At 38.3% G+C, this 12,633-nt stretch carries 10 protein-coding genes; 5 read left to right on the top strand and 5 right to left on the bottom strand.

Annotated features, from left to right (window positions below; translation table 11 throughout):
- The first annotated feature begins 19 nt into the window (after nt 1–19).
- The gene (locus tag HDC90_RS12885; protein WP_255497632.1) at nt 20–1,453 is read left to right on the top strand and encodes a PLP-dependent aminotransferase family protein; all 1,434 of its coding nucleotides are present in this window, start codon (nt 20–22) and stop codon (nt 1,451–1,453) included.
- 65 nt (nt 1,454–1,518) lie between these two features.
- Here HDC90_RS12885 and HDC90_RS12890 read toward each other — a convergent pair whose 3' ends face one another.
- From HDC90_RS12890 to HDC90_RS12910, 5 genes are all read right to left on the bottom strand, one after another.
- Nucleotides 1,519–1,656, bottom strand: a complete 138-nt coding sequence (locus HDC90_RS12890; RefSeq protein WP_167294008.1) for a hypothetical protein — start codon at nt 1,654–1,656, stop codon at nt 1,519–1,521.
- 109 nt (nt 1,657–1,765) lie between these two features.
- On the bottom strand, nt 1,766–2,788 hold the full coding sequence (locus HDC90_RS12895) for an NAD(P)/FAD-dependent oxidoreductase (RefSeq protein WP_184466953.1): 1,023 nt from the start codon (nt 2,786–2,788) through the stop codon (nt 1,766–1,768).
- Nucleotides 2,781–5,549, bottom strand: coding sequence for a hypothetical protein (locus HDC90_RS12900; protein ID WP_184466955.1), 2,769 nt, complete (start codon nt 5,547–5,549; stop codon nt 2,781–2,783). The genes HDC90_RS12895 and HDC90_RS12900 overlap by 8 nt, the downstream gene beginning before the upstream one ends.
- 268 nt (nt 5,550–5,817) lie before the next feature.
- Complete coding sequence (locus tag HDC90_RS12905; protein WP_184466957.1) at nt 5,818–6,540, bottom strand: hypothetical protein; 723 nt, start codon at nt 6,538–6,540, stop codon at nt 5,818–5,820.
- Nucleotides 6,524–7,477: a hypothetical protein gene (locus HDC90_RS12910; protein WP_184466959.1), complete on the bottom strand. Its 954-nt coding sequence runs from the start codon at nt 7,475–7,477 to the stop codon at nt 6,524–6,526. The genes HDC90_RS12905 and HDC90_RS12910 overlap by 17 nt, the downstream gene beginning before the upstream one ends.
- 330 nt (nt 7,478–7,807) lie before the next feature.
- On the opposite strand from HDC90_RS12910, the gene HDC90_RS12915 reads away from it, so the two are divergent.
- The 4 genes from HDC90_RS12915 (at nt 7,808) to HDC90_RS12930 (ending at nt 12,609) form a co-directional block, all read left to right on the top strand.
- Nucleotides 7,808–9,226: a membrane dipeptidase gene (locus tag HDC90_RS12915; protein ID WP_184466961.1), complete on the top strand. Its 1,419-nt coding sequence runs from the start codon at nt 7,808–7,810 to the stop codon at nt 9,224–9,226.
- A 34-nt stretch (nt 9,227–9,260) separates the two neighbouring features.
- Nucleotides 9,261–10,478, top strand: coding sequence for a hypothetical protein (locus HDC90_RS12920; RefSeq protein ID WP_184466963.1), 1,218 nt, complete (start codon nt 9,261–9,263; stop codon nt 10,476–10,478).
- Nucleotides 10,475–10,978, top strand: a complete 504-nt coding sequence (locus HDC90_RS12925) for a hypothetical protein (RefSeq protein ID WP_184466965.1) — start codon at nt 10,475–10,477, stop codon at nt 10,976–10,978. The genes HDC90_RS12920 and HDC90_RS12925 overlap by 4 nt, the downstream gene beginning before the upstream one ends.
- 548 nt (nt 10,979–11,526) lie before the next feature.
- A complete protein-coding gene (locus HDC90_RS12930) occupies nt 11,527–12,609 on the top strand; it encodes an efflux RND transporter periplasmic adaptor subunit (protein ID WP_184466967.1) in 1,083 nt (360 codons plus the stop codon).
- Nucleotides 12,610–12,633: the final 24 nt, after the last annotated feature.

Genomic DNA, 12,633 nt, shown 5'->3' on the forward strand with positions numbered 1-12,633 from the left:
ATCAGTTTTGTATATTTGTATGGGTACAGTTTTGGTGATTATGGAAAAAGTTTACAGGTATAATGAAATAGTAAGTGGAATTGCCACACAGATTAAAGACGGTATTCTGAGAGCTGGAGATAAACTTCCGTCTGTTAGAATGCTCTGCAAAGAATATGCAGTAGGCATGAATACGGCAAAAAGGGTGTTTTTGGAACTCGAAGCCCAGTCGCTGGTTGAGGCCAAGCCACAATCAGGTTTTTTTGTAAGTAACCGTAGGGTAGAACGGCTTCCGCTGCCTGCAGTTAGTAAGCCATCGCTAATTGCAAATCATCGTGAACCGAGCGAACTGAGTAGCCAGGTTTATTCAAGCATTGGTCGCGATGATTTAACCCTTTTTTCAATTGGTGTCCCATCTGGTAGCTTATTGCCGTTGGCAAAACTCAAAAAAGAGATAATTTATGCTACAAGGGCGCTTAAAGAAGGAGGGACAGAATATGAACCACTGCAGGGTAATGTTAAGTTACGCAGAATGGTTGCGGTACGCTCGCTAGCTTGGGGAGGAAATCTTCATGAAGATGATTTGATTACGACTGCCGGGGGAATGAATGCATTAGCTTTTTGCCTGATGGCCTTAGGGAAGCCAGGTGATACAGTAGCCATAGAAAGCCCTTGTTATCCTGGAATTCTTCAACTGGTAATCAGTTTGGGTTTAAAAGTACTGGAACTGCCTACGCATCCGGTTACAGGCATTGAAATAGATGCGCTTAAGAAAGTAGTAGCTAAAATTGATATTTGCCTTTTAATACCTAATTTTAATACACCATTAGGCAGCTGTATGCCTGAAGAACACAAAAAAGAAGTCGTTCAGCTTTTGGCTGCAAATGATATTCCGCTTATTGAGGACGATATTTATGGTGATCTTTATTTCGGTACGCAACGACCAAGATGCTGCAAATCATTTGATACAGCAGGTAATGTATTGTGGTGCAGCGCAGTTTCGAAAACCTTGGCGCCAGGGTACCGCGTAGGTTGGGTAGCACCCGGAAAGTATAAAGAAAAACTACTTAAACTAAAACTGGTACATGCCATTGCCTCAACTTCTGTTATTCACGAGGCTGTTGGTAATTTCCTCAAGACTGGGCGGTACGATCGGCATTTGCACCAACTCCGTCGTACCTTACAGCACAATTACCAACATTTTATAGATGCGGTTACCGAATATTTTCCAGAAGGTACAAAAACAACCCGGCCGCAGGGTGGGCTAGCCATATGGATAGAATTTAATAAAGAAGTTGATACTGTTAAACTGTATGAATTGGCAATGAAACAAAAAATCAGCATTGCCCCAGGCCCTATGTTTACGTTGCAAAATCAATATCAGAACTGTATACGCCTATGTATTGGTCTTCCATGGTCAGATGAACTTAAATTTAAGCTGAAACAATTGGGTAATCTGGTAAAAATGATGTGATCTACTACTGGCATGTACTGAAATTACGGCCAATTGTAGTTTAATGCCGATACTTCTATATTTGATTAAGAATTTGCACTTTCTGGCTCAGGAGTGTTCGGTGTTTCACCCAAAGGCGCTATGCCGCAAGCTGCCCATATAAATTTAAAAATATTTAGAAATTCGCATTGGATATCCCTGTCAGATTGTATTTCGTTTTCCATATTGTGCCGCTTTAATCTGATTATAAAACAAAGAAAGGCTAATTTTGTGTTAACGAAGATAATCTCTTAATGTAAGTATACTGTTGCGTAAATGTTAAGGATTATATTTTTAACCATTAAAAGAAGATTCGGCGTAATATTTATTTAACTGACTTACCTTATCCCTGAAAACCTGCTGGAACCATTGCTGGTAATGCGAACCGGCAATGGCTTCCGAATGTTCTTTGCTAAAAATCCCGGCAATAGTATCGGCAGCAAAGATTCCCGACATTACAGACATCAATATTCCCTGACCAGATGAAGGGTCTAATAATCCTGCCGCATCTCCACATAAAAAAATACGATCAGTGTAAACCTGGTTGTACAATCTCCACCTCATACTGTGTATTTGGATAGGTGAAACCAGTGAAGCATTTAGTAAGGCCACAGGAGCTTGGTAGATTTTGTTTTTCCCAGTCGATACCTGTGTCCAAGTGCAATAATGATTAATTTCTGGTGCCAGCCATAGCCAATTCTGTCCATATTTCTGGAAAGATGTTTTTAAACTGGCCATCTGGTTGTTATTGGTTATCCGGCTGAGTCCACTCCAGCAAATAATAGGATTGGAAAAATTTGTTTTACCGATCTTTAATAATTTACCTGCTACCTGCTCTTTACCGCTACCATCAATTATAAATCTCGATTTAATCTGGTTTCCTGTTGAAGTATTTACTATTATATAATCTTTTTCCCTTTTGATGGTTTTGATCTTTTCGCCAGTTATGGTATTTAAGCCATAAGAAAGTGCCACCGAAAAAAGGCTTTTTACAAATCCAGGTTTATCAATATGGGTACCGGTCCAGGCGCCATTTTCATCCCTACCTAATTCTTGAAAAAGTTCACCATCATAAATTCTGGTATAAGTGCCTCTAGAATTGGAAGTAATTGCTTTATCGGCAGAAAGCATATTCATGAGCGTATCCAGGCCAGGATGAACACTCTCAGCAGGTGTAGACTGGAATGGATAATCCAGCTTAGTAATATCTCCCGTTATCATCACACAGTTTAATTCATGTTGCAAACAGCGTATGGCTGAGGAAAGACCTGCTGTACCCGCACCAATTAGGATAACATCATAAACTTTCTCAATCATATTGCCAATTAAGTTCAGCTTGGCCACCAAGATCTTTAGCAAGGAGTTTACACCAGGCTAAGCGGTTTTGTGTAACCTGGCAAATAACCAGGTAATCAAAGTCCATTCTTCTACGCTTGCTATTGGGAGCTACCCAATTATATGTATGCGGATCTTCTGATTCATCATACTTAGGTTTTGCGAACAGATAGAGGTATCCACTACCTTTAATTCCATCTTTAGGTAATATTGACCATTGTTTCGACTGCCCGACAAGATTTTCGGGTATGCCTATTCCAAGAGCTCCTGCACCCCAGTCTGTAACTTTCTCTGCGCTGATTAGCCAAAGCTTCGAGAATCTAAATGTATTACCCTCAACAGCTGTTTTACACTTTCTAAGGCATTCTATACGGGCCATCAATTCCTGGCAATCTATATTCCTGATTAACGACATGTTAAAGCCAACAGCTGGATTTAGCAAGTTTTCTACATAGTCTGCACGCCCGATATCTGTAAAGTTGATCCGAAACCCCTCCTTAATATAGTCTAAGAATGGGCCTTGTTCGCCATCCCAGCCATAACTTTCTTTAAGCTTGGTTTTAGGGTCAAAAAGCCCTGGATGGCCCTTATGAATGCCAATCTCCTCATCAAGTAGGGGAATAGCTGTAGGTGGAACTGTTTTATCGGTTAAATGAAGTCCCTTTTTTTGTGGAGTAGGTAATGCTGTTAATGAGCCTTGAAAAGTTCTCGCGGCATCGGGCGAAGCCACTGGCCACATACCATTGGCGGCAGCACAAAGTTTCATATCCTCTGGAAAGGGCGATCCCAGGCCAAATGTAGCAAGAAATGTGTCGTTTTTGTCATGATCGGGAGACGAATAAGATGCTTCCCAGCCTGGAGCAAATACAAAGGCAGCGGTATCTGGCAAGAAACTGGTAGACATATAATCCCGTAATTCAGGCGATTTATATTCTTCCTTTCCGCTATAGTTTCCGTTAATAGCTTTTCCTGCACTTGATAAAATAGCCAGCATAGTGTTTTGAAGCTGATGCCCATTGATGTTTTCTGGGATACGAAATGCAGATCTACTTTGGTTAACAGCATCCATAATGTATGGATTTGGCTTAAGGCGGCAATAACTTAAATTCTCAATGCCACCTTCCAAAAAGCTGGTATCCGTTCTGTCGTATTTGGTCAGATCGTAACTATCGGCAAAAGGGAAAAAATCTGGAGCAGCTACAAGCGAATATGCAGGAAGGATCTTATTGTCGAGGTTTACCGCCAGAGCTCCTTTAATTTTACAAGAAATACTGCCCTCACAGATATTGTCTTCAAATAAGGCGGTTTTATAACAGCCATTTTCAATCTCAGCTTCGAAATTACTGGTATGTGCGCCCATATTTTCATACTGGCTGAAATCTGCCGATACTTTATTTCTGATGTTTAAAAACATGGGGACATTTCTTGGCGCATTAAGTCGGGTGGCTTTCAAACTTGGATAAATGCCCTCAGTGAGGATGTAATCAAGGATGTCTAAATTTTTATTTTTTAAAAGTTTAAGCGATGTATACCTCCTATCAGATTTTAATCCTTTTCCTTGCTTCGGCTTTACATTAATGCCCACAATTAATCCATCTTGTTTTGCAACCGATAATAATTTTGCCGGAAAAGCGCTTACCAATAGAGAAGAGCCCTGCTTTTCAACATCAACTAAGTGGTTGTTGCTTGCAGGCTGTAAAGTTCCATCACTACTCGAATTGCTTTTACGAATAAATGGAGCTTCATCGGTGCGATATGAAGCAGACATTTCTACCTGCTTGCTTACAGCTAGTTTTCGTAGTTTTTCGTTTAGGTGGCTTTCATAAAAAACAAGTTCTCCGCCATTAATTAATAGATCTGCGTTAAATATTTTACGGATAGGTTGCAGGAAACTGCGTTGCCTAAATAATCTATCATCATTAGCTTCCTTGCTGTAAAGCGTAACAGATTTACATGGGAGAATTTTCGCGATGAAAAGCCCAAATCTTGATGGCGTTACTGCTATTGCTTTTTGATCAATACCTACAGCTGGTGCATTAATAAAACAACGTTTTTGGGCGTCATAGTTTTTCCCATATTCGCCTATTCTAGAAATGCCTGTTCTCGAAAAAACTAAATCTGCATAAGGTAAAGGTACTTTATCTGCTGGATCTGGAGTTTTATATGTTGGATCTGGTGTTTTATATGCTGGGCGATACTCGTAAGCAAACATAGCGAGTACATAACCTTTTGGTAATTGGTTTAATGGATATTTGAAGGTCTTTAAGGAATAAATATAATCTTCCAGCAGATCAATTTGTTGCAATGAAGGATATTGCGTAGTAGAAAATGGTATTCCATTTAAAATAGGACGTACTCTCGGGCTAGCCAGCGCATGGTATAACAAGCTCATGGATGGGCGACAAGGTTCAATCAAACGTATTCCGGCAAAATCTTCAAATCCTGGTAAAGTATTTAGCGGTTGAAGCGGTTGAGACAGTTTATCGATCAGATTAGTATCCGATCCATCAAATTCAACTCCGGTGATATTTTTTAGATAGGCAATCCATTGGTTATTTTTTAGCCAATCTAATAATGATATAAAATTTGTATTCACTACTGCAGGTGGGGCAGAAGGTGTTAAAAATTCAAAAATATCATCTTCTTTCTTTGCTAGTGGTTTGGTTGCTAGTACCGTTGAAGGAACTGCGCTAGCAAGCGTCAGGCCAATCCCTAAATCTTGGATAAATTTTCTGCGTTTCATTTAGTTGTTGGTTTAAGAGCATCAATGTTAATTTTAAAGGATGTGTGGTAGAAGGGATGAGAATTATAACGAATAACAACGATCCGCTCCGGTTTTCTTTCTGCATTCTTCACAAGTAGTATAGGTTATACCGGTTTCGCTCCACCCACCGTCTTTTCTTTCGAAAACACAATATTCTCCATCTATTTTTACACATCTTAATGTAGGTAAGAAAAATAATTTATCTCTCTTAGCCTTTTTTTTTCTCATTTTTCTCATCATTAATATACTAAGGTTTCAAAATAATGGTGTCTTCATATCTCATAATAAGCGATACTTTATCGCGTAATACATCATCTACTGATATCACTAATGCCTTGTTGTCGCTTAGCTGATTGTCTTGTGTGAGTACAACTTTTTCAATCCGAAGGCTGTCTGATTTAAAGCTGGAGCCATATTGTTTATCCAGTAAAAAATATAGTTTGTTATTTCTCCTATTCGAGGATGTATAAGTTGAGCCTTTAGTCGCGATACTAAAAGTTTCATCAGCAAGGAGGTAGGAACCAGATGCACGGCTGTCTAAAATTCCGTAATAAAAAGGGCTAAAACCTGTGGCAGTATCAGTATCTAACCATGGCCGCTGCACGGTGAAAAATAAAAAGCTATTCTTGTTTCCGCTTTTTGCATCAAATAAAATAAGGTAAACATCGTACTCACTTTTGCCTCCACGATTATAAGAAGTAAACTCATTTTTTCGCTGTTTACTTAGAACCGCCCAGTCTACAAAATGATTCTGCTCCATCCATCCTTGAAGAAAACCTGCTTTATATATTCTTGCAGTGGTGGCATTTTTTTCGGTGGCCAGTATAGATTTGCTTTTGCTGATCACACTTTGCAAAAACGCGTTATCAATATTTTTATTAAAGTTAAACGGATGTTTCCTAACTGTGCAAGAAGAAACCACGGCCGCCAGTATAAAAATAATGAGCCTGCTACTATTTAACTTTAACATAATTGATATTATTAAATGATCCGCCAATAAAAATCCTGTTTACATCATTATTTGGGTGCAAAGGCATTTTGCCAATTACATGTATAAGATCTTGAAAAGAAAATATAGTTCCGTTTTCGCCTACTCTTAACGAACCCAAAACACCCGCGTCAACACTAAAATGTTCGTTTAGCCCAATCCTGAGATGATATTGAGAACTGTTGTAATTCGAATCTTTTTTTCTCTTCGAATGGTCATCGGCAGACTGAGAATATGGGGGCACATCTATACCGATAATTTCAGAAAGTTCGAACAAAAATGGCTGGTAACCCGTAAACTGATCGAAACTTAACTCGCCATAGTTAAAACCCCTGCGGGAGTGTACGAAGAACGAGCCACCACCTGTCCACCAGCGATCAAAACCATCACCAATGCCAAGCCACTTTACAGGTGCAGCACCATCATTATAATAATTAAAGCTAAGTCCTGGACCCGAAAGGGTAACCGACCCCACTACCTGGTTACGCCTATGGTTATTGATTACAATATTGGTAGAGAGCAAGCCAAAATAATTGTTGTTTAGGTTGATGTTGTAGAAGGCTGAATTCTGCATAGTGCGTATCAGTTTCTTATAACTTAACGGATTGCCGCCATATCCGGCAGATATAGAGTTGGTAAAGTCTATTTCAATATTATCGATCAACGGATTCAGATTGGTACCTACAGTTTTTCTGTATATAGAAATACTGCCGCCATAGTTGGCAATAAAGCTATTTTTGTACTCAGCACTCACTGCAAAACCGCCGTAGAGGTTTACGCCAGGAAAAGTTTGCTTTTTTCCGTAATTAAGATTTAAATTAAGTCCAAAACTGAAATATGGTGCATAAACCCAATCTTTTTGAGCATAGCTATTACCATTAAAAAGGACTAAAAGGGCAAGCGTAATTAGGTATTTCATGGTAGAGCGGCTTGATTTAGGTTGTAACAGTAGTTTGTATTGGTTATGCAATTTAATCAATGTGGTACAGAATGCAAATACCCAATAGTAGGTATTTATGGCATTTTCTGTATTTCTAATTAGATTTTATACCCATTATTGGGTATTGGAATCTATCAGGTGATCTGTTATATTTACGTATTCGATAACAGTAAGCGCTGTAGGTTAAAGCGAACTGTTATTTCCGGTTTAGTGCTGTATATTTTTCAATTGATTTAAGATTACCAGTATATCTCCAAGCGGATTTTGTGCTGTGCCTTAGGGGGTATTTCATCTAAAACCTTTCTACTCATGAATATCTCTGTTGCAGATTTACATTGCCACCCTTCTATGAAGCCTTACGGGCGTAGCTTTCCTGACAGGGTACCTGGCACCGATCCATTAATAAAGGACTGCATTTATTTTTATGGCAGTCCACCATTTGTAAAAAAGATTCTCAATAAAATTTTAGGTATTACCAGCTTTCCTCAGGCAGGTATTCAGGCGCTTGAAAAAGGAGGCGTTGGACTTATTTTCTGTTCACTTTATCCTTTCGAAAAAGGCTTTGTCAGAAAAAATGCTTTACCAGGCGATTTAGTTGCCGATAGTGTAAACCTGGTTACCGGCATCGGAAAAGAGCGTATACATTATATTCAGGATCCAAACAATGGGTATTTTACCGACCTGGAGAATGAATATGCTTTTTTAAAAGCTTTAGATGGAAGGGTATTCACTTTTGGATCGAAGAAAATCAGGTATGTATTGTTAATTGATTTTCAACATATGGTTCAAAGCCAAAATGATGAGGTATATACCGTATATATCGGATTGTCTTTTGAAGGGATGCATGCACTTTACAATCGCTTTGAAGATGTGGGGAGCGATGACCCTCTGGTAAAACAAAGTTTAATGGATAACCTGGTTAAGGTAAAAGCCTGGCCACATTGTCCATTGTTTATCACTTTTGCCCATCATTTTTATAATGGATTATGTGGGCATGCCGCTAGCTTAACCGATTTTTCTGTGAAGCTGATCACCAATCAAAGTGTGATGCTTGGAAAAGGCCTTAATGCATTAGGTAAGGATATGATCAGGGCATTGTTATCCAAAACAAATGGAAAGCGAATCCTTATCGATATCAAACACATGAGCATTGCAGCCAGAAAAGAATATTTCGAACTTTTAGATCAGGAATACAGTAACGAGCATATACCGGTAATTGTTAGCCACGGAGCAATATGTGGCGATGAGTATGCTTACAACTGGTTTTTAAGTGCCGATATCAACTTTTCTGATCGAGAAATTGTACTTATTGGACAAAGCGAAGGGCTATTTGGAATACAATTAGATGAAAGACGTATTGCCAGTAGTCATGAAATTGCACTATTTAGAAAGCACCTTGGGAGCGAGGCAATCTTACTCCATGCAGCACTATTTGTGTGGAGACAGATCCGTTATATTGCGGTGTTGCTTGATATCAATAGGCTTCCGGCCTGGGATATCCAATGTTTAGGAAGCGACAACGATGGTATTGTTAATCCGATTGATGGGATATGGACCTCTGCCGATTTTGGATTACTCAAAGACAGACTTCTTATCCATGCAAATGCCTTTGTTGAAAATCCAGATTACAACATGTCCATGCCAGACAATTTGATATCAGGAGAAGAAATTGTAGGGAAGTTTATGACTAAAAATATGCTCAGTTTTATGGAGAAAAATTTCAGGTAATTTCTAAATACAATGGTAAACTAAAGAAAATGATATGAAAAACGATCGCGAAACCATGGATCCTGTAATAAAAAAAGATCTTATCGATAAACTTCTCAATAACAAAATCACAGTTAGCGAACTTGTTCAACTGCGGCCAGAAATTAATGAGTTTGATCTGTCGGAAATTATTCAGCATATTTACGATCTTAATCTGGAGCAGGTACGTAAAATTGCGGCACTACAACCTATCATGGCCAAGGTAGATGCGTTGAAAAATAGCCAGCGTAATACCCGTTTTATAAAAAAAGTAAAAAATAATTTTCGTAAGCATACCGCTAAGCACAACGGCCTTAAAAATAGGGTAGTAGTAGTGGAGGGCGATTCTTGGTTCAATTATCCTATTCTTTTAAGCGATGTAATCGACTGGGTTGCTATGGAGGAGAATATGGCTGTTTATAGTCTGGCTTCAGGTGGTGATTGGCTGATGAATATGGTTAGCGCTAAAAAATATGTAGAACAGCTTTCTACGCTTCAGCCCGATGTATTTATCATTAGTGGGGGAGGAAACGATCTGGTTGGAAACAGGAGAATAGCAGCCATGGTTACACATAAAGGAGATTCTAATGAATTTGAAAATAGCGCTTTTGCAAAATACCTCTATGAAAAGGCGGCCAAGGCGCCAGATAAACCAGAAGATTTTAAGCGGGGTGCCCAATTTATATCCAAAGATTTTTATGCTTTGCTGGCCTTTTTTCAGCTCCAATATTACTTTATTATAAATGGCATTCTTACCGGGGGTAAAGGCAAAGGTGAAAATGGTAAATTTCCGGGAATACAGATTATTACGCAGGGCTATGATTATGCCATTCCAAGCGATAAAAAAATAGCAGGATATAATCCACTCAAATGGTATCGACTGTTTGCACGAACCTTTCTCGGACATGGAGGATGGCTAAAAACACCCTTGCAGCTCAGAGGTATTTACGATCCCGAAGATCAGCGCAAAATTGTTTATGCCATGATTTACCTCTTTAACGAAATGATGATTGATATTGGACGCATATTTAGCGAAATGTTAGGTGAGAATCGGGTATTCCATATCGATTCGAGAGGATCAGTTGGCAAAAACGGTTGGACAGATGAATTGCATCCATTACCCAAACATTTCAAAAAAACAGCAGCAGCCTTTATCCATTGCATTAACAACCCTAATAAAAATGGAACTGCAGTAGTAGAAGTTGTAAAACACCATGAAGGAGGCCAAAAATGAAAAAGATATTAATTTTAGTATTTATCATCGTTTGTGGTGTGATGTCTTTTCAAGGAAAGATACTTCAGCAATTCAGCGGAAAAGGAATCATCAACTTAGAGCTTGCTAAGAAAGATACAGGAGTCGAAATCATTTCGCTTTGGCGCGACACGCTTTACGGAGATCAAACGCTTTTAAACCTGGCACAAAAGAATACACACCTCGATTTTCTGTTTATTTTCGTATATGTACTGCTTATCATGACACTCTCTAATGCGCAAATGCAAAGAGAAAAAACAAGTTGGCTAAATGAATTGCTAAGGCTTAATTTATTTCTGGCATTCTTAATCGGCTCCCTCGATGTTATTGAGAATATTAGGCTACTGCACAGTTTTCATCATCCTGGAAATATAGCTGAATTTTGGAGGACAGATTTTATTGCCTGGCCAAAATTCGTGATAGCAGGTTGGATAATTTTAGTCTATGTTTTCTCGATAATTAAGGGGTATTTTAATAAGTGATTTTGTTTATCATTGTACCTATTACTGACAGATTTCAAAAGTTGGACGTCATTCTAACTGAAGCGTAGTCCCGAGGGAGTTCCTTTGGAACACTATGGTCGAAATGTATGAAATGACAAGTTAATAGTTAAAATTTATATTAGTTTGTCGTCATAAATCGGATTTTATACATCATCTTGAAAATAACTAACAAAAAGCGTAGGAAGGAGCTTTTGTGTTAAAAATCGTAATTTATTTGTCTAATTCTAGTCGTCAAATTGATAATCTGCTCAAAAAGCAGGGCTAAATGATCTGTTTATTGCAATTAATCATCTTCTTTTACTAAAACACAATTTCTCCAATCCAAATCTGAAGTTTAACTTCATTATAACTTCATAAATCTGTATTTATTTCGCTTTCGAATTAAATCATTGCGTAACCATAATTTATTGAAATCAATTAAGCACTTACAAACCTATTGTAGACTTGCTTTTCATTATAAATTGGTTGCCAAGGGAAACTAATTAGAGAAAAAAATAAATCAGATTAAAACCATTCAACAAGAAAAAATGAAAAGAGTTGTCATTTGCTTAGGCTTGTGTACTTTGCTTTACGTAACGGGTTGTACCTCGAAGAAAGAAGAAAAAGAAGAAGTAGTCACTTATGCGGTAACCACGCCGTTAAGAATGGATACTTCGTTTACAAAAGAATATGTTTCGCAGATTAAATCTGTTCGGAATATCGAAGTTAGGGCCCAGGAAAAGGGTTATCTCCAAAATATTTATGTAGATGAAGGTCAGCATGTAAAGGCAGGTCAACTATTGTTTAAGATTATGCCTAAAGCAGCACAATCTGAATTGGCAAAAGCACAGGCCGAAACCAAATCAGCAGAAATTGAGCTTGAAAATACCAAATTGCTGTCTGATAAAAATATTGTTTCTAAAAATGAACTGGCTATGGCTAAAGCCAAGCTGCAATCGGCAAATGCCGAAACTTCATTGGCCAAATTCCATTTATCCAATACCGAAATCAGGGCACCTTTTGATGGGACCATCGACCGTATTCCTTTAAAGCTGGGTAGCTTGGTTGATGAAGGCGCTTTGTTAACCAGTCTTTCAGATAACAGCCAGGTTTTTGCTTACTTTAACGTTTCAGAACCGGAATACCTGAACTACCAAAATGCAGCAAAAGTAAAAGGACAGCAAGAAGTGAGCTTATTATTAGCAAACGGCGAATTTCTCAAATCTAAAGGTAAAGTAGAAGTTATTGAAAGTGAATTTGATAATGAAACAGGGAATATTGCTTTCAGAGCAAGGTTTAATAACAGCGATAACCTGCTTAGGAATGGTGAAACTGGTAAAATCCACATGGTTGTGCCTTTAAAAAATGCCATTATTATCCCTCAAAAAGCCACTTACGATATTCAGGACAAAACCTATGTTTTTGTGGTTGATAAAAACAATAAAGTCCACTCAAGGGCGATTACCATTGCAGGAGATATTTCCGATTTATACATCGTAGGCGATGGCATTACCGTTGAAGATAAGATTTTGCTTGAAGGTGTACAGAAGGTTAAAGATGATGATAAAATTGCCTTTAAATTTCAGCAGCCTCAGGAAGTGTTGAAACAATTGAGATTGAAAACAGAATAATCTAAACCCTTCTATACTTAATTT

The organism is Pedobacter sp. AK013 (assembly GCF_014205835.1).
Lineage (GTDB): Bacteria > Bacteroidota > Bacteroidia > Sphingobacteriales > Sphingobacteriaceae > Pedobacter.